At 64.0% G+C, this 24,120-nt stretch carries 19 protein-coding genes and 2 pseudogenes; 7 read left to right on the plus strand and 14 right to left on the minus strand.

Going from position 1 to position 24,120, the window contains the following annotated elements:
• Positions 1-166: 166 nt before the first annotated feature.
• The 12 genes from asd to BLQ28_RS00450 all read right to left on the minus strand — a co-directional run bounded on the left by asd (position 167) and on the right by BLQ28_RS00450 (position 11,924).
• Complete coding sequence (asd, locus tag BLQ28_RS00395; RefSeq protein ID WP_093236598.1) at positions 167-1,312, minus strand: aspartate-semialdehyde dehydrogenase; 1,146 nt, start codon at positions 1,310-1,312, stop codon at positions 167-169.
• Between the two features lie 91 nt (positions 1,313-1,403).
• Positions 1,404-2,492 (minus strand): 3-isopropylmalate dehydrogenase, encoded by a 1,089-nt coding sequence (leuB, locus tag BLQ28_RS00400; protein ID WP_093236599.1) that lies wholly within the window; start codon positions 2,490-2,492, stop codon positions 1,404-1,406.
• Positions 2,493-2,529: 37 nt separating this feature from the next.
• Complete coding sequence (gene leuD, locus BLQ28_RS00405) at positions 2,530-3,186, minus strand: 3-isopropylmalate dehydratase small subunit (protein WP_093236600.1); 657 nt, start codon at positions 3,184-3,186, stop codon at positions 2,530-2,532.
• An 18-nt stretch (positions 3,187-3,204) separates the two neighbouring features.
• A complete protein-coding gene (gene leuC, locus BLQ28_RS00410; RefSeq protein ID WP_093236601.1) occupies positions 3,205-4,626 on the minus strand; it encodes a 3-isopropylmalate dehydratase large subunit in 1,422 nt (473 codons plus the stop codon).
• A gap of 74 nt (positions 4,627-4,700) precedes the next feature.
• Entirely contained in the window at positions 4,701-5,645 is a 945-nt protein-coding gene (locus BLQ28_RS00415) for a LysR substrate-binding domain-containing protein (protein ID WP_093236602.1), read from the minus strand.
• Positions 5,646-5,838: 193 nt separating this feature from the next.
• Positions 5,839-7,149, minus strand: a complete 1,311-nt coding sequence (gltA, locus tag BLQ28_RS00420; RefSeq protein WP_093236603.1) for a citrate synthase — start codon at positions 7,147-7,149, stop codon at positions 5,839-5,841.
• Positions 7,150-7,220: 71 nt separating this feature from the next.
• Positions 7,221-7,517, minus strand: coding sequence for an FAD assembly factor SdhE (locus BLQ28_RS00425; RefSeq protein WP_093236604.1), 297 nt, complete (start codon positions 7,515-7,517; stop codon positions 7,221-7,223).
• 22 nt (positions 7,518-7,539) lie between these two features.
• Entirely contained in the window at positions 7,540-8,241 is a 702-nt protein-coding gene (locus tag BLQ28_RS00430; protein WP_093236605.1) for a succinate dehydrogenase iron-sulfur subunit, read from the minus strand.
• Between the two features lie 57 nt (positions 8,242-8,298).
• On the minus strand, positions 8,299-10,107 hold the full coding sequence (gene sdhA, locus BLQ28_RS00435) for a succinate dehydrogenase flavoprotein subunit (RefSeq protein ID WP_093236606.1): 1,809 nt from the start codon (positions 10,105-10,107) through the stop codon (positions 8,299-8,301).
• Positions 10,108-10,114: 7 nt separating this feature from the next.
• Positions 10,115-10,480, minus strand: a complete 366-nt coding sequence (sdhD, locus tag BLQ28_RS00440; RefSeq protein WP_093236607.1) for a succinate dehydrogenase, hydrophobic membrane anchor protein — start codon at positions 10,478-10,480, stop codon at positions 10,115-10,117.
• A 14-nt stretch (positions 10,481-10,494) separates the two neighbouring features.
• On the minus strand, positions 10,495-10,941 hold the full coding sequence (gene sdhC, locus BLQ28_RS00445; RefSeq protein ID WP_093236608.1) for a succinate dehydrogenase, cytochrome b556 subunit: 447 nt from the start codon (positions 10,939-10,941) through the stop codon (positions 10,495-10,497).
• Positions 10,942-11,165: 224 nt separating this feature from the next.
• Positions 11,166-11,924: a GntR family transcriptional regulator gene (locus tag BLQ28_RS00450; RefSeq protein ID WP_093236609.1), complete on the minus strand. Its 759-nt coding sequence runs from the start codon at positions 11,922-11,924 to the stop codon at positions 11,166-11,168.
• 185 nt (positions 11,925-12,109) lie between these two features.
• Here BLQ28_RS00450 and BLQ28_RS00455 point away from each other — a divergent pair, with 185 nt between their 5' ends.
• From BLQ28_RS00455 to BLQ28_RS00475, 5 genes are all read left to right on the plus strand, one after another.
• Positions 12,110-13,096: a malate dehydrogenase gene (locus BLQ28_RS00455; protein ID WP_093237628.1), complete on the plus strand. Its 987-nt coding sequence runs from the start codon at positions 12,110-12,112 to the stop codon at positions 13,094-13,096.
• A gap of 20 nt (positions 13,097-13,116) precedes the next feature.
• On the plus strand, positions 13,117-13,893 hold the full coding sequence (gene tam / locus BLQ28_RS00460) for a trans-aconitate 2-methyltransferase (RefSeq protein WP_093236610.1): 777 nt from the start codon (positions 13,117-13,119) through the stop codon (positions 13,891-13,893).
• Positions 13,890-14,888, plus strand: coding sequence for an HpcH/HpaI aldolase/citrate lyase family protein (locus tag BLQ28_RS00465; protein ID WP_093236611.1), 999 nt, complete (start codon positions 13,890-13,892; stop codon positions 14,886-14,888). Before tam ends, BLQ28_RS00465 begins: the two co-directional genes overlap by 4 nt.
• Positions 14,889-14,922: 34 nt before the next feature.
• Positions 14,923-15,486 (plus strand): hypothetical protein, encoded by a 564-nt coding sequence (locus tag BLQ28_RS00470; protein WP_093236612.1) that lies wholly within the window; start codon positions 14,923-14,925, stop codon positions 15,484-15,486.
• Between the two features lie 79 nt (positions 15,487-15,565).
• Positions 15,566-18,151: a bifunctional aconitate hydratase 2/2-methylisocitrate dehydratase gene (locus BLQ28_RS00475; RefSeq protein WP_093236613.1), complete on the plus strand. Its 2,586-nt coding sequence runs from the start codon at positions 15,566-15,568 to the stop codon at positions 18,149-18,151.
• Positions 18,152-18,232: 81 nt separating this feature from the next.
• Here BLQ28_RS00475 and BLQ28_RS00480 read toward each other — a convergent pair whose 3' ends face one another.
• Positions 18,233-19,093, minus strand: a complete 861-nt coding sequence (locus tag BLQ28_RS00480) for a hypothetical protein (RefSeq protein WP_093236614.1) — start codon at positions 19,091-19,093, stop codon at positions 18,233-18,235.
• 15 nt (positions 19,094-19,108) lie between these two features.
• Complete coding sequence (locus BLQ28_RS00485) at positions 19,109-20,245, minus strand: DUF2827 domain-containing protein (RefSeq protein ID WP_093236615.1); 1,137 nt, start codon at positions 20,243-20,245, stop codon at positions 19,109-19,111.
• A 501-nt stretch (positions 20,246-20,746) separates the two neighbouring features.
• On the opposite strand from BLQ28_RS00485, the pseudogene BLQ28_RS33475 reads away from it, so the two are divergent.
• Both BLQ28_RS33475 and BLQ28_RS32450 read left to right on the plus strand, forming a co-directional pair.
• Positions 20,747-20,815, plus strand: a pseudogene (locus tag BLQ28_RS33475) (ESPR domain-containing protein); the annotation flags it as partial.
• A gap of 408 nt (positions 20,816-21,223) precedes the next feature.
• A pseudogene (locus tag BLQ28_RS32450) lies at positions 21,224-24,120 on the plus strand (hemagglutinin); the annotation flags it as partial.

Genomic DNA, 24,120 nt, shown 5'->3' on the forward strand with positions numbered 1-24,120 from the left:
TGATAGGGGCGGCTCAGGCCCAGAATTTGTAAGAGGACGTTAGCATCATCACCGGGCACTGACAAGGCAATGCGCCTGTTCTACCCAGTGCGCGCATACTTACGATCACATCTTATGTTGCCCAGTGGCAACAAATTGTGTTTCAAATGGGCCTGAGCAGCCCGCATCAGGCTTCGAGCAAGATGCGCAGCATGCGGCGCAGCGGTTCGGCGGCACCCCACAGCAGCTGGTCGCCAATGGTGAAGGCGCCGACGTATTCGGGGCCCATCGCCAGCTTGCGGATGCGGCCGACCGGGATGTTCATCGTGCCCGTCACGGCGACTGGCGTCAGGTCCTTGAGGGTGGCTTCACGGGTGTTCGGCACCACGCTCGACCAGGGATTGTCGGCGGCGATCATCGCTTCGATGTCGGCCAGCGGCACGTCCTTCTTGAGCTTGAAGGTCAGGGCCTGACTGTGGCATCGCATGGCGCCGATGCGCACGCAGAAACCGTCGACCGGCACGGCGGCGGTGCCGAAGCCCGCGCCCTGGCCGAGGATCTTGTTGGTTTCGGCGCCGGCCTTCCACTCTTCCTTGGACATGCCATCGCCCAGGTCCTTGTCGATCCAGGGGATCAGCGAACCGCCCAGCGGTGCACCGAAGTTGGCCGTTTCCGCGGCGCTCAGGTTCTGCTGCTTGTGCAGCACCTTGCGATCGATTTCCAGGATGGCCGACTTCGGGTCGTCCAGCAGCGCACGCACTTCAGCGTTGATCGTGCCGAACTGGGTCAACAGCTCGCGCATGTGCTGCGCGCCGCCGCCCGAGGCTGCCTGGTAGGTCATGCTGGTCATCCACTCGACCAGGCCGGCCTTGTAGAGGGCGCCCACGCCCATGAGCATGCAGCTCACGGTGCAGTTGCCGCCGATCCAGTTCTTGCCGCCATTGGTGAGCGCGTTCTGGATCACCGGCAGATTGACCGGGTCCAGCACGATGACCGCGTCGTCCTGCATGCGCAGGGTGGAGGCGGCATCGATCCAGTGGCCGCTCCAGCCGGCGGCGCGCAGCTTGGGGAACACCTCGCTGGTGTAGTCGCCGCCCTGGCAAGTGATGATGATGTCGCACTTCTTCAGTGCGTCGATGTCGTTCGCATCCTTCAGCGCGGTCTCGTTCTTGGCCATCGCCGGGGCCTTGCCGCCGGCGTTGGAGGTCGAGAAGAACAGCGGCTCGATGAGACCGAAGTCGCCTTCGGCCTGCATGCGGTCCATCAGGACCGAGCCGACCATGCCGCGCCAGCCTACGAGGCCGACCAGGGGTTGTTGGGATGCGTTCGCCATTTCAGTTTGCCCTTGTGAAAAAAGAAAGAAGTTGTCTTTTTTTGCCCCCGACTCGTCGAGCCGGGGAGGGGCGTGACGAAGCGGGCTGCGGTTAGCCGGTAATCGTCTTTTTGGTGATTGCTGCAACGACCGCGTCGCCCATTTCGCGGGTGCCGACGCGCTTCGTACCTTCTGACCAGATGTCACCCGTGCGCAGCCCGGAGGCGAGCACGTCCTTCACCGCCGACTCGATACGGTCGGCAGCTTCGGCTTGGTTGAGTGAAAAGCGGAGCATCATGGCAGCGGACAGGATTGTAGCCAAAGGATTGGCAACCCCTTTGCCGGCAATGTCTGGGGCGCTGCCATGGCTGGGCTCGTACAGGCCCTGGTTGTTCGAATTGAGCGACGCCGAGGGCAGCATGCCGATGGAGCCGGTGAGCATCGCGGCCTCGTCCGAGAGGATGTCGCCGAACATGTTGCCGGTGACCACCACGTCGAATTTCTTGGGCGCCTTCACGAGCTGCATGGCCGCATTGTCGACCAGCATGTGGTCGAGTTCGACGTCCGGATATTCCTTCGCGACGTCGAGCATCACGTCTTTCCACAGCTGCGAGGTTTCCAGCACGTTGTTCTTGTCCACGCTGGTCACGCGCTTGCTGCGCTTGCGGGCGGCCTCGAAGGCCACGCGCGCGATGCGCTCGATCTCGGGGCGCGAGTAGCGCATCGTGTCGAAGGCCTCTTCGGCGCCCGGAAAGTGCCCGTCCGTCGCGATGCGGCGGCCGCGCGGCTGGCCGAAGTAGATGTCGCCGGTCAGCTCGCGAATGATGAGGATGTCCAGGCCCGCGATCAGCTCGGGCTTCAGGCTCGACGCGTCCACCAGCTGCTCGTAGCAGATGGCCGGACGGAAGTTCGCGAACAGCCCGAGGTTCTTGCGCAGCCCCAGGATGGCCTGCTCGGGGCGCAGCGGCCGGTCGAGCTTGTCGTACTTCCAGTCGCCGACCGCACCGAACAGCACCGCGTCCGATTCCTTCGCCAGCTTGAGCGTCGATTCGGGCAGCGGATGGCCGTGGGCCTCGTAGGCGGCACCGCCGACCAGTGCCGATTCCATCTCGAACTTCAGGTCGAGCACGTTGAGCACCTTGACGGCTTCCGCCACGATTTCGGTGCCGATGCCGTCACCCGGGAGAACTGCGATTTTCATTTTTGTCGTGTGTTGAAGAGAAAAATCAGGGACGCGCTCAGGCGTTGGCCAGCATCGTATGCGCCAGCCACGGCTTCTGCGCCAGGCGCTCGGCTTCGAAAGCCTTGATCTTGTCCTTGTGGCGCAGCGTCAGGCCGATGTCGTCCAGCCCGTTGATCAGGCAGTACTTGCGGAAGGCCTGCACGTCGAAGGCGAACTCGCCACCGTCCGGCTTCACCACCACCTGGCGCTCCAGGTCGATGGTCAGCGTGTAGCCGGGAAAGGCGAAGGTCTCGTCGAACAGCTGCGCCACCTGCGCTTCGGTCAGCACGATCGGCAGCAGGCCGTTCTTGAAGCTGTTGTTGAAGAAGATGTCGGCGTAGCTCGGCGCAATGATCGCGCGAAAGCCGAACTGGTCGAGTGCCCACGGCGCGTGCTCGCGCGACGAGCCGCAGCCGAAGTTCTTGCGGGCCAGCAGCACCGAGGCGCCTGCATAGCGCGGCTGGTTCAGCACGAAGTCGGGGTTGGGCTTGCGGCTCTTCGGGTCCTGGCCCGGAAAGCCGGCGTCCAGGTAGCGCCACTCGTCGAACAGGTTCACGCCGAAGCCGGTCTTCTTGATCGACTTGAGGAACTGCTTGGGAATGATCGCGTCGGTGTCGACGTTCTCGCGGTCCATGGGCGCCACGAGGCCCTTGTGCACGGTGAATTTCTGCATGGTGAATCTCTCTTTGGATCAGGCGAACGTACGGACGTCGACAAAGTGGCCGTGCACCGCGGCAGCGGCGGCCATGGCCGGGCTCACGAGGTGGGTGCGGCCACCGGCGCCCTGGCGGCCTTCGAAGTTGCGGTTGCTGGTGGATGCGCAGCGCTCGCCGGGTTCGAGGCGGTCGGCGTTCATCGCCAGGCACATCGAGCAACCGGGTTCGCGCCATTCGAAGCCAGCGGCCTTGAAGATCACGTCGAGCCCTTCGCGCTCGGCCTGTTCCTTCACCACGCCCGAGCCGGGCACGACCATCGCGAGCTTCACGTTCTTGGCTACCTTCTGGCCGAGCTTCTTCACCACGGCGGCGGCTTCGCGCATGTCCTCGATGCGGCTGTTGGTGCACGAGCCGATGAACACCTTGTCGATGAAGATGTCGTTCATGGCCTTGTTGGGCTCCAGGCCCATGTAGACCAGCGCACGCTCGATGGCGCCGCGCTTGTTCGCGTCTTTTTCCTTGTCGGGATCGGGCACGCGGCCGTTGATCTCGACCACCATCTCGGGTGAAGTGCCCCAGGTCACCTGCGGCTGGATCTGCGTGGCGTCGAGCTCGACCACGGCGTCGAACTTCGCGCCCGGGTCCGATTGCAGCGTGCGCCAGTAGGTCACGGCCTGCTCCCACTCCACGCCGGTGGGCGCGAGCGGGCGGCCCTTGACGTAGCTGATGGTCTTTTCGTCGACCGCCACCAGCCCGGCGCGCGCACCGGCTTCGATGGCCATGTTGCAGACCGTCATGCGGCCTTCCATGCTCAGGTCGCGAATGGCCGAGCCCGCGAATTCGATCGTGTAGCCCGTGCCGCCGGCCGTGCCGATCTTGCCGATGATCGCCAGCACGATGTCCTTGGCCGTGCAGCCCAGCGGCAGCTTGCCCTCGACCTTCACGAGCATGTTCCTGGCCTTCTTGCCCAGCAGCGTCTGCGTGGCCATCACGTGCTCGACTTCGCTGGTGCCGATGCCGTGCGCCAGTGCACCGAAGGCGCCGTGCGTGGAGGTGTGCGAGTCGCCGCACACCACGGTCATGCCCGGCAGCGTGGCGCCCGACTCGGGCCCGATCACGTGCACGATGCCCTGGCGCTTGCTCAGGAACGGAAAGAACGCGGCAGCACCGAATTCCGCGATGTTGTTGTCCAGCGTGGTGACCTGTTCCTTGCTGGTCGGATCGGCGATGCCCGCGTAGCCGCGTTCCCAGCCGGTGGTCGGCGTGTTGTGGTCGGCCGTGGCCACCACCGAGCTGATGCGCCACAGCTTGCGGCCGGCTTCGCGCAGGCCCTCGAAGGCTTGCGGGCTGGTCACTTCGTGCACCAGGTGACGGTCGATGTAGAGGATCGCGGTGCCGTCTTCCTCGGTGTGGACGACGTGTTCGTCCCAGATCTTGTCGTAGAGCGTGCGTGCCATGTCGGTCTCTTCTTTCGTGGGGAAATGGATTGTCTGTTTGTCTGACTGACGGTTTGCTTGTCGGTTCGTGCGGTTCAGGCGGCGAGCTGCTCGGCGGTGTCGGCCGCTGCGTGCAGGTGATTCACCAGCGAGCGCGCCGCCACCGGCAACGTGGAAAAGTCGCGTGCCACCAGCCGAATCTCGCGAGCCGCCCAAGCGTCGTTGAGCGCCACGCTCACGAGGCCGCGGCCGATGCCGTTCTGCATCAGCTCGAAGGCGCGCTGCGGCATCACGCCGATGCCCAGGCCGTTCTCGATCATCCGGCACATGGCGTCCAGGCCCGTGACGTGGATGCGCAGCTTGATGCTGCGGCCGGCGTTCAGCGCCGCCTCGTGCATCGCCACGTAGATCGAGCTGTTGGTGTGCAGGCCGACGTGGTCGAAGTCGAGTGAATCGATGAAGTCGATGGCGCCCTGCGGCGCCAGCGCATGGCCTGTCGGAACGATCAGCGCCAGCCGGTCGTGTCGGTACGACAGGCTTTGCAATTCGCCTGCGCCGCCGGCCACATGGCACACGCCGAGGTCGGCCGCGCCTTCCTGCACCGCGCGGATCACTTCGCTGCTCAGGTGCTCTTCGAGGTCGATCTTGATGGCTTCGTGCGCCCGCGTGAACACGCCCAGGTCTTCGGGCAGGAACTGCACGATGGCCGAAATATTCGCGTGCACCCGCACGTGGCCGCGCACGCCGTCGGCGTATTCGCTGAGTTCGCCCTGCATCTTCTCCAGGCTGTAGAGCACCGAGCGCGCGTGATGCAAAAGGCTTTCGCCGGCCGGCGTGAGGTCGACGCCGCGTGCATGGCGATAGAGCAGGGTGGTGCCGAGCGTGGCTTCGAGGTCGGACAGCCGCTTGCTGATGGCCGATGCCGCGATGAATTCGCGCTCCGCCGCGCGGCCGATGCTGCCCAGCTCGCACACGGCCACGAACAGCTGCAACGACGTGAGGTCGATGCGGCGTGCAAAGTTGCGTTCGGATGTGCTCATGGGGCTCGGGGCATCGCGTCTGGCGATGAGTTGGCTATTTTCTTCTTGTTTTCGGTGTAAGGCCATCGCGATATGCGATGGCCTTCCTGCCCGGCGGCGAAGAGCGCTTTCTTTGGTGCCTTCCAACGAAAAAAGCTGCCCGAGGGCAGCTTTTTTGAGGGGATGGCAACGAGAGCCGAAGCTCTCGCAGCGATCAGCGGGCCGTGATCGGCTTGACGTCGCGCTTGGGCGAGCCTTCGAACAGCTGGCGCGGGCGGCCGATCTTGTACTCGGGGTCGCCGATCATTTCGTTCAGCTGGGCGATCCAGCCGACCGTGCGGGCCAGCGCGAAGATCGCGGTGAACAGCGGCACCGGGATGCCGATGGCGCGCTGCACGATGCCCGAGTAGAAGTCGACGTTCGGGTACAGCTTGCGCGACACGAAGTACTCGTCTTCCAGTGCGATCTTTTCCAGTTCCTTGGCGAGCTTGAACAGCGGGTCGTTTTCCAGGCCCAGCTCGGTCAGCACTTCGTTGCAGGTTTCCTGCATCAGCTTGGCGCGCGGGTCGTAGTTCTTGTACACGCGGTGGCCGAAGCCCATGAGCTTGACGTTCGAGTTCTTGTCCTTGACCTTCTTGATGAACTCGCCGATCTTCTCGACGCCGCCTTCCTTCTGGATGTCGTACAGCATGTTCAGGGCTGCTTCGTTGGCGCCGCCGTGGGCAGGGCCCCAGAGGCAGGCCACACCAGCTGCGATGGCTGCGAAGGGGTTCGTGCCCGACGAGCCGCACAGGCGCACCGTCGAGGTCGAGGCGTTCTGCTCGTGGTCTGCGTGCAGGATGAAGATGCGGTCGAGCGCGCGCTCGAGCACCGGGTTCACCTTGTACTCTTCGCACGGCGTGGCGAACATCATGTGCAGGAAGTTGCCCGCATAGCTCAGGTCGTTCTTCGGGTACATGTACGGCTGGCCGATCGTGTACTTGTAGGCCATGGCCACGAGCGTGGGCATCTTCGCGATCAGGCGGATCGCGGCGATCTCGCGGTGCTCGGGATTGTTGATGTCCGTGCTGTCGTGATAGAAGGCCGACAGGGCGCCCACCAGGCCGGTCATGATGGCCATCGGATGCGCGTCGCGGCGGAAGCCGCGCAGGAAGAACTGCATCTGCTCGTTCACCATCGTGTGGTTGGTCACGAGCTTGGTGAAGTTGGCCTTCTTGGCCGTGTCCGGCAGCTCTCCGTACAGCAGCAGGTGGCAGGTCTCGAGGAAGTCGCAGTTGGTCGCGAGTTGCTCGATGGGGTAGCCGCGATACAGCAGCTCGCCCTTGTCGCCATCGATGTACGTGATGGCCGACTGGCAGGCGGCGGTCGACATGAAGCCCGGGTCATAGGTGAACATGCCGGTCTGTGCGTACAGCTTGCGGATGTCGATCACGTCGGGGCCGACGGTGCCCTTGTAGATCGGCAGTTCAACGCTGTCGCCGCCGTTGCTGAACGACAGCGTGGCCTTGGTATCGGATGCTTTCATTTCGGTTTTCTTTCAGAGGAGGATTCGGGACGAAGGAGAGATGGCGGGGCGCTGCGTGTGGCAGGGCGCTTTCATTGACGTGCTGCGCCGTCGGTGCGCATCAACTGCAGCAGTTCGACCACCTCGGCCCCGGCCCATGCGGGCTCGGGCTCCTTTCTGCGTAGCAAAAGGTCGAGGAGGTCGTTGTCCGACAGGTCCATCAATGTCTCCATCGCTCCCGCTTGACCCACGGTCATGCGGGATTCGTGCCGCTCGAAGAAGCGGGCGATGAACAGGTCGTTCTCGAGCAGGCCGCGCCGGCAGCGCCATTTCAGCTTGCTCAGCGCACGTTCGCTGAGCGGCTGGTCGAAGTCGGCGGCGGATTGCATGGTGGCTTCTTGATGAAAAGGTTCAGATGGCGCGGCGCACCATCAGTTCCTTGATCTTGCCGATGGCCTTGGTGGGGTTCAGGCTCTTCGGGCACACGTCCACGCAGTTCATGATCGTGTGGCAGCGGAACAGGCGGTACGGGTCTTCCAGGTTGTCCAGGCGCTCGCCGGTGGCTTCGTCGCGGCTGTCGGCGATGAAGCGGTAGGCCTGCAGCAGGCCGGCGGGGCCGACGAACTTGTCGGGGTTCCACCAGAAGCTCGGGCAACTCGTGGAGCAGCTGGCGCACAGGATGCACTCGTACAGGCCGTTGAGCTCTTCACGCTCTTCGGGCGACTGCAGGCGCTCCTTCTCGGGCGGTACGCTGTCGTTCTGCAGGTACGGCTTGATCGAGTTGTACTGCTTGAAGAACTGCGTCATGTCGACGATCAGGTCGCGAATGACCGGCAGGCCGGGCAGCGGCTTCAACACGATCGTGCCCTTGAGCGTGAGCATGTTGGTCAGGCAGGCGAGGCCGTTCTTGCCGTTGATGTTCATGGCGTCGGAGCCGCAGACGCCTTCGCGGCACGAGCGGCGGAACGACAGCGTCGGGTCTTGTGCCTTGAGCTTCATCAGGGCGTCGAGCAGCATGCGTTCGTGGCCGTCGAGTTCGATCTCGACCGTCTGCATGTAGGGCTTGGCGTCCTTGTCCGGGTCGTAGCGGTAGATCTGGAATGTGCGCTTCATCGTAGTGACCTTGTGAATGCTTTGTATGAGCTGACTGTGAGCCGTTTGACCGTTCGCTTAGAACGTGCGGACCTTGGGCGGAACCGAGGCCACGGTGAGCGGCTGCAGCTTGACCGGCTTGTACGAGAGGCGGTTGTCCTGGCTGTACCAGAGCGTGTGCTTCATCCAGTTGGCGTCGTCGCGGCCGAGCGGTGCGACCGGGTCGTCCGCCGGACGTTCGTAGTCTTCGACCGTGTGGGCACCGCGGCATTCCTTGCGGGCGGCGGCCGAGACCATCGTGGCCTGCGCCACTTCGATCAGGTTGTCGACTTCCAGTGCTTCGATGCGGGCGGTGTTGAACACCTTGGACTTGTCCTTCAGGCCGATCGAATTGACGCGCTCGCGCACGGCGGCGATCTTGACCACACCTTCGTCCATCGAGGCCTGCTTGCGGAACACGGCCGCGTGCTGCTGCATGACGGCGCGGATCTCGCCGGCCACGTCCTGGGCGTATTCGCCGCCGGTGGTGGCTTCGAGGCGGTTCAGGCGCTCCAGCGTGCGGTCGGCCGCATCCTTGGGCAGGGGCTTGTGTTCCTTGAGCTTGTCGTTGAACTCGACGATGTGGTTGCCGGCCGCACGGCCGAACACCAGCAGGTCGAGCAGCGAGTTGGTGCCCAGGCGGTTGGCGCCGTGCACGCTCACGCAGGAGCATTCGCCCACGGCGTAGAGGCCGTTCACCACGGCGCTGTTGTCTTCACCCTTCTGGATGACGACCTGGCCGTTGATGTTGGTCGGGATGCCGCCCATCTGGTAGTGGATGGTCGGCACGACGGGGATCGGTTCCTTGGTGATGTCGACGTTGGCGAAGTTGACGCCGATTTCGTACACCGAGGGCAGGCGCTTGTGGATGGTCTCGGCGCCCAGGTGGTCGAGCTTGAGCAGCACGTAGTCCTTGTTGGGACCGCAGCCTCGGCCTTCCTTGATTTCCTGGTCCATCGAGCGCGAGACGAAGTCGCGTGGTGCCAGGTCCTTCAGCGTGGGCGCATAGCGCTCCATGAAGCGTTCGCCGTTGCTGTTCAGCAGGATGGCGCCTTCGCCGCGGCAGCCTTCGGTGAGCAGCACGCCCGCGCCGGCCACGCCGGTCGGGTGGAACTGCCAGAACTCCATGTCCTGCAGCGGAATGCCCGAGCGGGCGGCCATGCCGAGGCCGTCGCCGGTGTTGATGAAGGCGTTGGTCGAGGCCTGGAAGATGCGGCCCGCGCCGCCGGTGGCCAGCAGCACGGTCTTGGCCTGCAGGATGTGCAGGTCGCCGGTTTCCATCTCGAGTGCGGTCACGCCGACCACGTCGCCTTCTTCGTCACGGATGAGGTCGAGCGCCATCCATTCGACGAAGAACTGGGTGCGGGCTTCGACGTTCTTCTGATAGAGCGTGTGCAGCATCGCGTGGCCGGTACGGTCGGCCGCGGCGCAGGCGCGCTGCACGGGCTTCTCGCCGTAGTTGGCCGTGTGGCCGCCGAACGGACGCTGGTAGATCGTGCCGTCGGGGTTGCGGTCGAAGGGCATGCCGAAGTGTTCGAGCTCGTACACGACCTTCGGTGCTTCGCGGCACATGAACTCGATCGCGTCCTGGTCGCCGAGCCAGTCGGAGCCCTTGATCGTGTCGTAGAAGTGGTAGTGCCAGTTGTCCTCGCTCATGTTGCCGAGCGATGCACCCACGCCGCCTTGCGCAGCGACGGTGTGCGAGCGGGTCGGGAACACCTTGGAGAGCACGGCCACGTTGAGGCCGGCACGTGCGAGTTGCAGCGAGGCGCGCATGCCGGAGCCGCCGGCACCGACGATCACGACGTCGAACTTGCGCTTGGTGATTTTTTCTTTTGTGTAGGTCATGGTGGGCTCAGATCTTCCAAAGCACTTGAATGGCCCAACCCGCACAACCGACAAGCCAGACGATGGTGAAAATTTGCAGGGCGAGGCGAATGGCAACGGGCTGGACGTAGTCCATCCACACGTCGCGCATGCCGACCCACACGTGATAGAGCAGGCCGACGATCACGGAGAAGGTCAGCACCTTCATCCACTGCGCGGCGAAGATGCCCGCCCAGAGGTCGTAGCCGATGGGGCCGCGCGAGAAGATCAGCTGTGCGAGCAGGATGATCGTGAAGAGCGCCATCAGACCGCCCGTGATGCGCTGGCTGAGCCAGTCGCGCAAACCGTAATGTGCACCGACGACGATGCGCTTGGAGCCGTAATTCACAGACATGGGGTGGCTCCTTCTCAGTACAGGCCGAACAGCTTGGCGCCGAGCACCAGGGTGAGCACGATGCTCAGGACCAACGTGGCCATGGCCGAGTTGTGTCCGAATTCCTTGGTGACCGCGGCATGGCTCACGTCCATCCAGAGATGGCGCAGGCCGGCGATGAAGTGGTGCAGGTAGGCCCAGATCAGGGCCAGTGCGACGAGCTTGAAGAACCAGCCCGGAACGAAGCCAAGGCCGCTGTTGAAGGCGGCCTTGAATTTGGCGAACGAGTAGTCAGATGACAGCGACGTGTCGAACATCCAGATGATGAACGGCAGCAGCAGGAACATCAGCACGCCGCTGATGCGGTGCAGGATCGACACGAGGGCGGCCGGCGGAAACCGGTAGGTCGTGAGATCGGTGATCGCATTGATGTTGCGAAATTCGCGACGTGGCGGCCGGGGGGGAGTTGCAAGCTCTGTCATGGGGGAGGGCTTTCGTGGCTTGGTGGCTTGTTCTGAGAGCGAACGCTTTTGTTTCTTATGCGGAAATGCAAACAACGCAAAATTCTATTGCAATGCACCATCGTGCTGCGGACACGCTCGCGTCAACGCACCGCTGCAGTCGGATGCTATTGACTTCGTAGCGCATCGCGCCTGTTGTGTGCGCACGTTGGCGCACCGGAATTCGATTTCTGTCCGCATCGGGTTCAGCCCAACTGATTCCTGTAGTGGTGCGTGTCGGTGCGGTACAGCCCGCGGCGCAACTCCATCGGCATGTCATGGTAGGTGTGCGCGACACGTTCCACGCTCAACAGGGGCATCTGCTGCGTCACGTCGAGCAGTCCGGCCTGCTCCGCATCGGGCAGTACGGCGCGGATTTTTTCTTCGGCGCGCACCATGCGCACGCCGAATTCGGTTTCGAACAGCGCGTACATCGGGCCGGGCCATGCGCGCAGGCGTTCGGCCGTGAGGCCCTTGAAGGGCGTGCCGGGCAACCAGAGGTCTTCGAGGATGGTCGGTACGCCCGCATAGGCAAGTACGCGGCGCACCTGCAGCACCGCGTCGCCGGTGCGCAGGCCGAGGGCGCGTGCCACGTCGGCCGAAGCACGCTGGCGCTTGCAGTCGACGATGGTGCGCACAGCCGGTCCTTCGGTGCTCGGGCTGCCCGCATCGGGCACGAGCTTGAGAAAGCGGTACTGCACATGCTGCTCGGCATGCGTCGCGACGAAGGTGCCCTTGCCCTGGCGCCGCACCACGAGGTTTTCGGCGGAAAGCTCGTCGATGGCCTTGCGCACCGTGCCCTGGCTCACGCGATAGCGCACGGCCAGGTCCATCTCGCTCGGGATGGGTTCGCCCGGCTTCCACTCGCCCGCCTGCAGGCTCTGCAGGATCAATGTCTTGATCTGCTGGTAGAGCGGACTGAAGGACGGCGTCGCGGGCTCGTCGAGGGCGGTGGGGGTGTTCATGGCAGCGGTGGGGTGCGCCTTGGCGGACCCCCAGAGGATATCTTATATAAGACATAAGACGAGGCTCATTGAATCGGCTTAAAATGCGGGCCGGTCCCGCGCCGCGGGAAGGTAATCCCCCCGTTGGACCATTGGCGCACCACGAGCGCGCCGACACCGTTTTCATCACCTTCTGGAGTCTTCCCATGAGCAAAAAGCCCGTCCGCGTTGCCGTCACCGGTGCCGCCGGTCAAATCGGTTACGCCCTGTTGTTCCGTATCGCATCTGGCGAAATGCTCGGCAAAGACCAGCCGGTCATCTTGCAACTGCTCGAAATCCCCGACGAGAAGGCCCAGAAGGCGCTCAAGGGCGTGATGATGGAACTCGACGACTGCGCCTTCCCGCTGCTGGTCGGCATGGAAGCGCATGGCGACCCGATGACCGCCTTCAAGGACGCCGACTACGCACTGCTGGTTGGCTCGCGTCCCCGCGGCCCGGGCATGGAACGTGCCGAACTGCTGGCCGTCAACGGCGCCATCTTCACGGCACAAGGCAAGGCCCTCAACGCCGTCGCCAGCCGCAACGTCAAGGTGCTGGTGGTCGGCAACCCCGCCAACACCAACGCCTACATCGCCATGAAGAGCGCGCCCGACCTGCCGCGCAAGAACTTCACCGCCATGCTGCGCCTGGACCACAACCGCGCTGCCAGCCAGATCGCTGCCAAGACCGGCAAGCCCGTGGCCGACATCGAGAAGCTCACGGTCTGGGGCAACCACTCGCCCACGATGTACGCCGACTACCGCTTCGCCACCATCAACGGCGAGAGCGTCGCCAAGATGATCAACGACCAGGAATGGAACGCCAACACCTTCCTGCCGACCGTCGGCAAGCGCGGCGCCGCCATCATCGAGGCCCGCGGCCTGTCGTCGGCCGCCTCGGCCGCCAATGCTGCCATCGACCACATGCGCGACTGGGCCCTGGGCACCAACGGCAAGTGGGTCACGATGGGCATCCCGTCGGACGGCCAGTACGGCATCCCGAAGGATGTGATGTTCGGCTTCCCGGTCACCTGCGAGAACGGCGAGTACAAGCTGGTCGAAGGCCTCGAGATCGACGCATTCAGCCAGGAACGCATCAACAAGACCCTGGAAGAGCTGCAAGGCGAACAAGCCGGCGTCGCTCACCTGATCTAAGCCAAGCAAGACCCACTGGCATGCTCGACTGGAACCCCGCGCTCTACCGTCGCTACGAGGACGAGCGCACCCGCCCCGCGCAGGAGCTCCTGGCGCGGGTGCCGCTGACCGAGGCGGCCCGTGTGGTCGATCTCGGCTGCGGTCCGGGCAATTCCACCGAGCTGCTGGTGCAGCGGTTCCCGAAGGCGCACGTCATCGGGACCGACAACTCCGAAGCCATGCTGGTCAGCGCGCGCGAGCGCCTGCCGCAGGCGGGCTTCGAGTTGAGCGACATCGCGACCTGGGCGCCGCAAGAAGCGCCCGACCTCATTTATGCCAACGCGTCCCTGCAATGGGTGCCGGATCACGACACGCTGATCCCGCGCCTGTTCGATGCGCTGGCCCCGGGCGGCGTGCTCGCCGTCCAGATGCCCGACAACCGCCAGGAGCCTACCCACCGCCTGATGCGCGCGGTGGCGGCCGAAGCGCCCTGGGCCGAGCCCGTCGGCGATGCCGACAAGCTGCGCACGCAGTTGTTCGGCCTGGGCGGTTACTACGACCTGCTGGCGCCGCGCGCCGCGCATGTCGATGTCTGGCACACGATCTACCAGCACCCGATGGCGAATGCCGCGGCCATCGTCGAATGGGTGCGTGGCACCGGGCTGAAGCCTTTCGTCGATCGGCTCCCGCCGGACCTGCAGGCAAGCTACCTGGCCGAGTACGAGCGCCGTGTCGACGCGGCCTATCCGGCCCGTGCCGATGGCAAGCGCCTGCTCGCTTTTCCACGCATGTTCATCGTGGCGCAGAAGAAAGCATGACGAACGCAGTCCACCCTGCTGAAGTGCTGCTCGGCGCGCAGGCCGGGGCCGTGACCCTGCCCGTGTGCGACCACTACAGCGGCGTTGAAGCCCGCATGAAGAAAAGCCTGGTGCTGCAAGCCGAAATGGCCGAAGAGTTCGGCGCCTGCGTGTTCGACGTCACCCTCGATTGCGAAGACGGTGCCCCGGTTGGCGGCGAGGCCGAGCATGCGGCCCTCGTCACCGAGCTGGCGCTGGCCGCCAAGCCCGGCATGCGCGTCGGCGTGCGCGTGCATCCGGTCGACCATCCGGCCTTCGCTGGCGACGTGATCACCATTGCCGGCCGTGCCGGTCAGCGCCTGAGCCACCTGATGGTGCCCAAGGTCGAGTCGGTGGCCGATGTGTTGCAGGCTGTTGCGGCGCTTGAAGCCGCGGACGCCGGTGTACTGCCCCTGCACGTGCTGATCGAATCGCCCCTGGCGGTACACAACGCCTTCGAGATCGCCGCGCATCCGCGCGTGCAATCGCTGAGCTTCGGCCTGATGGATTTCGTGTCGGCGCACGCCGGTGCCATCCCCGCCGACGGCATGGGTGCGGCCGGGCAGTTCACCCATCCGCTGGTGGTGCGCGCCAAGCTGGCCATCGCCTCGGCGGCGCATGCCTATGGCAAGGTGCCTTCGCATTGCGTGGTGACCGAATTCAACAACACCGATGCCATGCGCATCGCGGCCCGCAAGGCGGCCACCGAATTCGGCTACACGCGCATGTGGAGCATCCACCCGAATCAGATCCGCCCGATCCTCGAGGCCTTCGCGCCCGACGAAGCGCAGATTCAAATTGCCACACAAATCATTGCAAAAGCCGCAGATGCGGATTGGGCTCCGACACAAATTGATGGCACATTGCACGACCGCGCGAGCTACCGCCATTTCTGGCAGGTTCTGACGCGTGCCCACGCAACAGGGCGCGCGTTGCCCCCCGAGGCGAAAGCCTGGTTTGCATTCGCGGCCTCCTGAAACTCACTGAACCCAGCCTCAAGGAAACCCACACATGAAGAAAATTGCCCTGATCGCCGCTGTTGCCCTGGCGCTCCCGCTGGCCGCAATGGCCCAGGACGCAGCCAAGCCGGCGGCCAAGCCCGCCGCCAAGACCACCACGGCCAAGGCACCTGCCAAGAAGCACCAGGTCACGCGCAAGGCCGCCAAGGCCGTCGAAGAAGTCACGCCCATCAACACCGACACCGACGTGACGCTCTCCGAGGCCGACCTGGCCGTGGCCCAGCGCGTGTCCGTCGGCAAGGCCCAGTGCGAACTCGGCGCCGATGTGACCGTCACGCCCGACGAGAAGAAGCCCGGCTTCTTCACCGTGACCACCAAGGGTCTGAAGTACCGCATGCACCCGGTCGAAAGCCGCACCGGCGCCATTCGCCTCGAAGACCCGCGTGCCGGCGCCATGTGGCTCCAGCTCGGCAACAAGTCGATGCTGATGAACCAGAAGGCCGGCCTGCGCATCGCTGACGAATGCCAGACCGCGGCCCAGGTCGCATTTGCCGAAGAAATGAAGAAGAACCCGCCAAAGGCCTTGTTCGAAGGTGCCGACGCGGCCAAGAAGTAAGCGTACCGAAACGGGGTGCGGCGCGGCTCTTGCATGAGCGCTCCGCACGCCCGCCAGCCCAGTTTCCGGAGAAAAGAAGATGTTGCAAGCCTACGTTGACCATGTTGCCGAACGCGCCGCGCTCGGTATCCCGCCGCTGCCTTTGAGCGCGAAGCAAACCGCCGAAGCGATCGAGCTCCTCAAGAGCGCGAATGCCAAGGACGGCGCCTTCCTGCTCGATCTGCTCACCTATCGCGTGCCCGCCGGCGTCGACGATGCCGCCAAGGTCAAGGCGAGCTATCTCGCGGCCGTAGCCCACGGCACCGAAAAGAGCGAGTTCATCTCGCGTGCCCGCGCGACCGAACTGCTCGGCACCATGCTCGGCGGCTACAACATCAGCCCCATGATCGACCTGCTCGATGACGCCGAAGTCGGCACCGTGGCGGCCGAGGGCCTGAAGAAAACCCTCTTGATGTTCGACCAGTTCCACGACGTCAAGGAAAAGGCCGACAAGGGCAACGTCCACGCCAAGGGCGTGCTGCAAAGCTGGGCCGATGCCGAGTGGTTCACCAGCCGTCCCGAAGTGCCGCCAAGCATCACCGTCAGCATCTTCAAGGTGGCTGGCGAAATCAACACCGACGACCTGTCGCCCGCACCCGATGCAACGACGCGTCCCGATATCCCGATGCACGCGCTCGCGATGCACAAGAACGCACGCCCCGGCATCGTTCCCGAAGAAGACGGCAAGCGCGGCCCGGTGAAGTTCATCGAAGACCTGCGCGCGCGCGGCCACCTCGTGGCCTACGCTGGCGATGTGGTCGGCACGGGTTCGTCGCGCAAGAGCGCCACCAACTCGGTGCTGTGGTTCACCGGTGAAGACATTCCCTTCGTGCCGAACAAGCGTTTCGGCGGCGTCTGCCTCGGCGGCAAGATCGCACCGATCTTCTACAACACGATGGAAGACTCGGGCGCACTGCCCATCGAGCTCGACGTGACGCAGATGAACATGGGCGACGTGGTCGAGCTGCGTCCTTATGAAGGCAAGGCCCTGAAAGACGGCAAGGTCATCGCCGAGTTCCAGGTCAAGAGCGACGTGCTGTTCGACGAAGTGCGTGCCGGCGGCCGCATTCCGCTGATCATCGGCCGTGGCCTGACGGCCAAGGCGCGTGAAGCGCTGGGCCTGCCCGTCTCGACGCTGTTCCGCCTGCCGCAAAGCCCGGTCGACACCAAGAAGGGCTTCTCGCTCGCGCAGAAGATGGTCGGCCGCGCCTGTGGCCTGCCCGAAGGCCAGGGCGTTCGCCCGGGCACGTACTGCGAACCCAAGATGACGTCGGTCGGCTCGCAGGACACCACCGGCCCGATGACCCGCGACGAGCTGAAGGACCTGGCTTGCCTGGGCTTCTCGGCCGACCTCGTGATGCAGTCGTTCTGCCACACGGCGGCGTACCCGAAGAAGGTCGACGTCAAGATGCACCACGAACTCCCCGAGTTCATGGCCAACCGCGGCGGCGTTTCGCTGCGTCCGGGCGACGGCGTGATCCACTCGTGGCTCAACCGCCTGCTGACGCCCGACACCGTCGGTACCGGCGGCGACAGCCACACCCGCTTCCCCATCGGCATCAGCTTCCCGGCAGGCTCGGGCCTCGTGGCCTTCGCCGCTGCCACTGGCGTGATGCCGCTGGACATGCCTGAATCGGTGCTCGTGCGCTTCAAGGGCAAGATGCAGCCTGGCGTCACGTTGCGTGACCTGGTCAACGCGATTCCGCTGTACGCCATCAAGTCGGGTCTGCTGACGGTGGCCAAGCAAGGCAAGAAGAACATCTTCTCGGGCCGCATCCTCGAAATCGAAGGCCTGCCCGACCTGAAGGTCGAACAAGCCTTCGAACTGAGCGACGCTTCGGCCGAGCGTTCGGCCGCCGGCTGCACGGTGCACCTGAACAAGGAACCGATCATCGAATACATCAACAGCAACATCACGCTGATGAAGTGGATGATTGCCGAAGGCTATGCAGATGCCCGCACGCTGGCACGCCGCATCGCCGCGCAGGAAGCCTGGCTCAAGGACCCGCAATTGCTCAAGGGCGATGCCGACGCCGACTACGCCGCCGTCATCGAGATCGACCTGGCCGAAATCCACGAACCCATCGTGGCCTGCCCGAACGATCCGGACGACGTGAAGACGCTGAGCGACGTGGCCGGTGCTGCGATCGACGAAGTGTTCATCGGCTCGTGCATGACCAACATCGGTCACTTCCGTGCGGCTTCGAAGCTGCTCGAAGGCAAGCGCGACATTCCGGTCAAGCTGTGGATCGCGCCGCCGACCAAGATGGATGCGCAACAACTGACCGAAGAAGGCCACTACGGCGTGTTCGGCAATGCCGGTGCCCGCACCGAAATGCCAGGCTGTTCGCTGTGCATGGGCAACCAGGCACAGGTGCGCGAAGGCGCCACGGTGATGTCGACCAGCACCCGCAACTTCCCGAACCGCTTGGGCAAGAACACGAACGTGTACCTCGGCTCGGCAGAGCTGGCCGCGATCTGCTCGCGCCTCGGTCGCATCCCGACCCGCGAGGAGTACATGGCCGCATCGGGCGTGCTCGATGCAGCCAGCACGCAGATCTACCAGTACCTGAACTTCGACAAGATCGACGACTACAAGGGTGTGGCGGACACGGTCGCGGCCTGATCTTCTTCAGATCGCCCCAATCAAAAAGCCCCGCTTCGGCGGGGCTTTTTTGTGGGCGCGGCCCCAAGAGGCTCGCGGCGCTCAAGGAGGTGGAGCGTTCGGCTTCAGGTGCTCCCGGCCCGTGAGCACCATCGCAGCACCAGCGGGGCCGCCGACCGCATAGGGCAACGCGGTCAACAACGAATTGGCGAAGTCGCCGCGATACAGCTTGGCGCCCTGGTGCGAGAGGTTGGAGTTGGCATCGATGTAGATCGACTCGCCCAGCCCCGACCACAGGCGGCAGAAGCCATAGTCTTCCGACAAGTACCGGCGCGTCACCGGATCGACCATCACGTCGAAGAAGCGGTAGTGCAGCCCGAGGTTCGCTTCGCCGATGCTGTCTGGCACGTAGCTCAGGTCGGGGTAGCTGGCCATCAGCCGCTCGAACACCGCGCGCTTGATCACCATGAAGCCGGTCGGCGCCTCGTCCATCTTCATGAAGCCGTCGGGCTGAACGTCGAGTTCCACCTGCGAGGTGACTTCCGAGGCCTTGGCGTTGACGGTGTAGCGCGTGAACGTGGCTTCGAACTGCTGCTGCGTCGTGCCTGCGGCCACGCCCTCGGCGGGCCAGTTCTCGCGCTTGAGCGGGTAGACGCCGGCGGCAATGTCGTAGCCCGACAGCAGCAGCCGGAAGGCCGCCTGCGCAGAAAAGCCGATGTCCGCGTCGATCCAGAACAGGTGCGTCCAGTGCGGATTGGCCAGGAACTGGGCCACGCAGTTGTTTCGCGCGCGCGTGACCAGGCTCTCGCCCTGGTGGAACAGCACCTGCAGCCGCATGCCTGCCCGCTCGGCTTCGATGGTGAGGTTCAGCATCGACAGGACGTAGTTCTGGAAGAACTTGCCGTCGTGGCTGGGCGAGACGACGACGGGAAAGAATTGGCGGAGTTCGGAGGGGTCAAGCATGGGGCGTTGCTCGTTTCATTTGGCGGGTCGCTGCATCAGGCCGAGCAGCAGCGTGTTGTACACCTCGGTGGCGGCCGCGTTGCCGGGCAGGTAGCGGTCGATCAGGCCGCGTTGCCGCTCGCGGTAGGCGAGCGCCTGTGCATCGTGTGTGTCGATGGCTTCGAGCACGCGGGCACTGCCTGCTGCCACGTCGTTGTCCTGGTAGTAGTAGCCGAGATCGGCGCACAGGTGCGCGTTGTGCACCAGCGGGTAGCCCTGCCAGCAGGTCTCCAGGTAGAAGTAGTTGAGCGGGTTCTCCCACTGGTGCGAGACCACGATGTCGGTGTTCTGCGCCAGGAACACCGGCGTTTCGTGCCGGCCCAGGAACACCGCCTTGTGCTGGCGGATCAGGTCGAGCTGGTTCATCAGCGTGATGAACTCCATGTTCTCCTTGGCCAGCCGCTCGGCGTTGGTGACTTGCAGCAGGGCGATGGCGTCGGGCCGGGCGCGGTAAGACAGCTCGGCAATCAGGATCGGATAGAGGCAGAACTTCACGACGTTGATGTTCGGCTCCATCACGCTGAGCCGGCGCGGCCCGCTGCGCGGCTGGTAAACGCCGGCATCGGGCAGCGCGCGGGTGCGCTCGTCGAGGAACACCGGGCTCCACACGAAAGGCACGGCGCGTGCTTCGGCGCGGCGCAGCACCTCGAAATAGGCTTGGCTGATGTGAGCCACCTGCGGAACCATCCAGATGTCGTCGTAGCGCTGGTTGATGAACAGGTTCTGCCCCCAGAGCGGCCTGCTGAACAGCATCGACTCCATGGCGTGCACATATTCGAAGCCGCAGCAGTACGACACCAGCCGCGCGCCGCGGCGCTTCAGGTAGTCGGTCTGCACCGGATCGATCTGGCCGCCGAGCTCGATCAGCACGTCCACGTTGTCCTTGGCCGCTTCGAAGTTCACTGTGGGCCAGCGTGCCTGGTCCCAGGGCAGGGCGGCGGTGATGGGCACGGCCGTGGTGTTCACCAGCACGACCGACGCCACGTTCGGGCAGTGCTTCAGCGCCTCCGCCAGGAACACGGCGTTCTGCTTGATGCCGTTGTTCCATAACGTTTCAGCCTCGTGATGCAGGCCGATGGTGATGCCAATACGGAGCTTGGTGGAGGCGGTCATTCTTAATTTGTTTCCAATTTGTTAATTTCTGACAAAGGCAATAGCGACAGCTCTTTGGGTAAGAAGTTAATCGCCAGTCCTGTGAGAAATTTCCCGGTTTTGAGTGCTTTCGATTGGATCGGGCATGCAATATCCAGCGTGGCCAATCGCCGAGGAAGAGGTGCAGATCGCAGGAAAAGACAGATTTACCGGTAAATTTGTGTGATAAATGTCCGCTTTCAAAGCCGTCGGAATTCTACGTGGCGGTGCTCTTTCGTGGCTCGGCGGCAACTCATCGGCGACGGTTTCCCCACTCTTATTTCGTTTCTGTGAACTAAATCATCCGCTGCATTTTCAGCAGATGTTGCATTGCGCCATAAATGTAAACACCCCGTACATTTCACCGTTCTTGTAAATGGGCGTCGTACGCGGGCGCCCTTCGCGACGGATTCTGAGCCAGGGAAGTCGCGTTTCCTATCGGTCTGTACCTGGCTGTTCTCTACCGTGAACTGAGTTGAATAAATGAATAAGTCTTACAGAACCATATGGAACGAATCGCTGGGTGCCTGGGTGGCGGCATCCGAGCTGACGAAGGCAAAGAGAAAGGGTGGCCGTTCGGCAGGGTCGGTCGTCGCGTCGGCGTTTCCTCTGGGGGTAATCAGCGCGTTCATCGCCTTGGCGTTCGGGTTATCGGGACCGGCTATTGCAGGGAACGCCGGTTACTTCAATGACGGGACCGACAGCGGGTGCCAAGCCATTACAGACCCGGGTGGCATCAGTGGCATTACTTCGATCACATCCCCCCTGTGCCAACCAACCGACAAGGCCACCCAGACTGGTCGCGTGCTTTTTTACGGTCCGTCGAACAGTGCTGGCGCCACATCACTGACGTTGGGCGGTGAGCTTTTCGTCAACTCGGGCAGTCTTGGCCTGGGGGGCGGTACGACCTCCGGCGGCCTGCGCATCGGCAGTACGGCCACGTTGGGCTACAGCTCCGGTATGCGCGCGGTAGCGATTGGCGCAGGGGCGGCGGGCGCTTCGGCGGGGGGCGACGATGCAGTCGCCATCGGAACCAGCACGTCAGCTGCGGGCAACAGTGCGGTCGCGCTGGGCAATAACTCTCGTGCTCTGGCCGACGGTTCGATTGCCATCGGCAAGAACGCCGCCATCGGATCCAGCTCGGATGTCAACTCGGTTGCGATCGGAACCAATGCGAACAGTTGGGGGGGGAGCATTGCGCTGGGCACCGGCGCGTCCGCGGATCAGATCGGGGTCGCGGCTCCGAACGCCGCCATCGCGATCGGTGGCAACGCCAGAACGGACGATGCAACGACTCGCGCCATCGCAATCGGCAACGGCGCACTGGTCAAGTCGAGCACCGGGAGCGTGATCGATGCAGCGATGGCGTTGGGCGCCAATGCGGTCAGTGGCGGAAATGGCGCGTTAGCGCTCGGCAGTGCGGCCAATGCCGCATCGGACAACACCGTCGCCATCGGGACGGGTGCCCGTGCAAACGGAGGTGGCGCGACAGCGTTTGGCAATAACGCCAACGCTGCCTTCGGCAATGACATGGCCTTTGGCACCAACGCAAAGGCGGTTGGCGACCCGAGTGGCTTGGCGCCTTCAACGGCCTTCGGCAACCTTGCAAATGCCAGCGGTGGTGGTTCTACGGCATTCGGCACCCTCTCCAATGCCGCAGGAAAAACTTCCGCGGCATTTGGCTACGCTGCGCAGGCTGGCGCAGAGAATGCCCTGGCACTCGGGACCGCCGCAGTCGCGAACGGAAATCGCTCGGTGGCCATCGGCTCCGGAGCTACCGCGGCCGGCGATTTTTCTTCTGCTCTGGGCCGGACGGCAACCGCCACCGGCAATGGCGCTACGGCGATCGGTACGAACAGCAGTGGTGGCGCTTCGGCCGCCGCAAGCGACGCGATCGCGATTGGCGGGCAATCCGTGGTCACGTCGGGTGCCACTTCGGGTGTCGCGATCGGTCTCGGGTCCAACGCCAGCGTCGCCGGATCGGTTGCCCTTGGGCAGGGCGCGACAACCACCGGCGCCGCCACGGCTGCCACTGGCGGCACCACGTCTGTCAGCAGCGCAACCATTGGCGGCACGACGTTCGGCGGCTTTGCAGGCGCCAGTTCGTCCGCAGGGGTGGTGAGCGTGGGCGGCCCGGGTGCGGAGCGCCGCATTCAGAACGTCGCGGCCGGCCAGGTCAATGCCACCAGCACCGACGCCATCAATGGCAGTCAGCTGTATTCCGTGGCGAGCACGACGACGAGCAGCCTCAGCAGCCTGTCGACCTCGACGTCCACCGGCCTGAGCACGACGAACAGCAATCTGACCAGCCTGTCGACTTCGACGTCGACCGGTTTGAGCACGGCGACGAGCAGCATCGGCAGCCTGTCGACTTCGACTTCCACCGGAATCAGCAGCCTGTCGACTTCGACGTCTACGGGCCTGAGCACCGCGACCAGCAGCATCAGGAGCTTGTCGACGTCGACCTCGAGCGGCCTGAGCACGGCGACGAGCAGCATCAGCAGTCTGTCGACTTCGACCTCCACCGGGATCGGTAGCTTGTCGACATCGACGTCCACTGGCCTGAGCACGGCGACGAGCAGTATCGGCAGCTTGTCCACGTCCACCTCGACGGGTCTGAGCACTGCAACCAGCAGCATCAGCAGTCTGTCGACTTCGACCTCCACCGGGATCGGTAGCTTGTCGACATCGACGTCCACTGGCCTGAGCACGGCGACGAGCAGTATCGGCAGCTTGTCCACGTCCACCTCGACGGGTCTGAGCACTGCAACCAGCAGCATCAGCAGTCTGTCGACTTCGACCTCCACCGGGATCGGTAGCCTGTCGACTTCGACGTCCACCGGCCTGAGCACGGCGACGAGCAGCATCGGTAGCCTGTCCACCTCGACCTCGACTGGTCTGAGCACCGCAACCAGCAGCATCAGCAGCTTGTCGACCTCGACTTCCACCGGCATCAGCAGCCTGTCGACTTCGACGTCTACTGGCTTGAGCACCGCGACGAGCAGCATCGGCAGCTTGTCGACGTCCACCTCGACCGGTCTGAGCACTGCAACCAGCAGCATCAGCAGCCTGTCGACCTCGACTTCCACCGGTATCGGTAGCCTGTCGACGTCGACCTCGACGGGCCTGAGCACCGCGACAAGCAGCATCGGCAGCCTCTCAACCTCCACGTCCACTGGCCTGAGCACTGCAACGAGCAGCATCAGCAGCCTTTCGACAGGGTTGAGCACGACCAACAGCACTGTCAGCAGCCTTTCGACGGGCTTGAGCACGTCGGCGAGCGGCATCAGCAGCCTTTCCACAGGGTTGAGCACGACAAACAGCAGCGTTGCCAGCCTGTCGAGCTCGACGTCCACTGGTCTGAGCACGGCAACCAGCAGCATCGGCAGCTTGTCGACTTCCACTTCGACCGGGCTGAGCACCGCGACGAGCAGCGTCAGCAGCCTGTCGACGTCGACCTCCACCGGGATCAGCAGTCTGTCGACTTCGACGTCTACCGGCCTGAGCACAGCGACCAGCAGTGTCGGCAGTCTGTCCACGTCTACCTCGACTGGTTTGAGCACCGCCACGAGCAGCATCAGCAGCTTGTCGACCTCGGCCTCCACTGGGATCAGCAGCCTCTCGACTTCGACGTCCACCGGTCTGAGCACGACGAATAGCAGCGTCGCCAGCTTGTCCACGTCCACCTCGACGGGTCTGAGCACCGCGACCAGCAGCGTTAGCAGCCTGTCGACCTCGGCCTCCACTGGGATCAGTAGCCTCTCGACTTCGACGTCTACTGGCCTGAGCACGGCGACGAGCAACATCGGTAGCCTGTCGACGTCCACCTCGACCGGCCTGAGCACTGCAACCAGCAG

This window comes from Variovorax sp. EL159, from assembly GCF_900100965.1.
GTDB lineage: Bacteria > Pseudomonadota > Gammaproteobacteria > Burkholderiales > Burkholderiaceae_C > Variovorax.

Bases quoted from the DNA above. Each gene is read 5' to 3' on its own strand.
- asd (WP_093236598.1), bottom strand. From the start codon at position 1,312: ATGGCGAACGCATCCCAACAACCCCTGGTCGGCCTCGTAGGCTGGCGC.
- leuB (WP_093236599.1), bottom strand. From the start codon at position 2,492: ATGAAAATCGCAGTTCTCCCGGGTGACGGCATCGGCACCGAAATCGTG.
- leuD (WP_093236600.1), bottom strand. From the start codon at position 3,186: ATGCAGAAATTCACCGTGCACAAGGGCCTCGTGGCGCCCATGGACCGC.
- leuC (WP_093236601.1), bottom strand. From the start codon at position 4,626: ATGGCACGCACGCTCTACGACAAGATCTGGGACGAACACGTCGTCCAC.
- BLQ28_RS00415 (WP_093236602.1), bottom strand. From the start codon at position 5,645: ATGAGCACATCCGAACGCAACTTTGCACGCCGCATCGACCTCACGTCG.
- gltA (WP_093236603.1), bottom strand. From the start codon at position 7,149: ATGAAAGCATCCGATACCAAGGCCACGCTGTCGTTCAGCAACGGCGGC.
- BLQ28_RS00425 (WP_093236604.1), bottom strand. From the start codon at position 7,517: ATGCAATCCGCCGCCGACTTCGACCAGCCGCTCAGCGAACGTGCGCTG.
- BLQ28_RS00430 (WP_093236605.1), bottom strand. From the start codon at position 8,241: ATGAAGCGCACATTCCAGATCTACCGCTACGACCCGGACAAGGACGCC.
- sdhA (WP_093236606.1), bottom strand. From the start codon at position 10,107: ATGACCTACACAAAAGAAAAAATCACCAAGCGCAAGTTCGACGTCGTG.
- sdhD (WP_093236607.1), bottom strand. From the start codon at position 10,480: ATGTCTGTGAATTACGGCTCCAAGCGCATCGTCGTCGGTGCACATTAC.
- sdhC (WP_093236608.1), bottom strand. From the start codon at position 10,941: ATGACAGAGCTTGCAACTCCCCCCCGGCCGCCACGTCGCGAATTTCGC.
- BLQ28_RS00450 (WP_093236609.1), bottom strand. From the start codon at position 11,924: ATGAACACCCCCACCGCCCTCGACGAGCCCGCGACGCCGTCCTTCAGT.
- BLQ28_RS00455 (WP_093237628.1), top strand. From the start codon at position 12,110: ATGAGCAAAAAGCCCGTCCGCGTTGCCGTCACCGGTGCCGCCGGTCAA.
- tam (WP_093236610.1), top strand. From the start codon at position 13,117: ATGCTCGACTGGAACCCCGCGCTCTACCGTCGCTACGAGGACGAGCGC.
- BLQ28_RS00465 (WP_093236611.1), top strand. From the start codon at position 13,890: ATGACGAACGCAGTCCACCCTGCTGAAGTGCTGCTCGGCGCGCAGGCC.
- BLQ28_RS00470 (WP_093236612.1), top strand. From the start codon at position 14,923: ATGAAGAAAATTGCCCTGATCGCCGCTGTTGCCCTGGCGCTCCCGCTG.
- BLQ28_RS00475 (WP_093236613.1), top strand. From the start codon at position 15,566: ATGTTGCAAGCCTACGTTGACCATGTTGCCGAACGCGCCGCGCTCGGT.
- BLQ28_RS00480 (WP_093236614.1), bottom strand. From the start codon at position 19,093: ATGCTTGACCCCTCCGAACTCCGCCAATTCTTTCCCGTCGTCGTCTCG.
- BLQ28_RS00485 (WP_093236615.1), bottom strand. From the start codon at position 20,245: ATGACCGCCTCCACCAAGCTCCGTATTGGCATCACCATCGGCCTGCAT.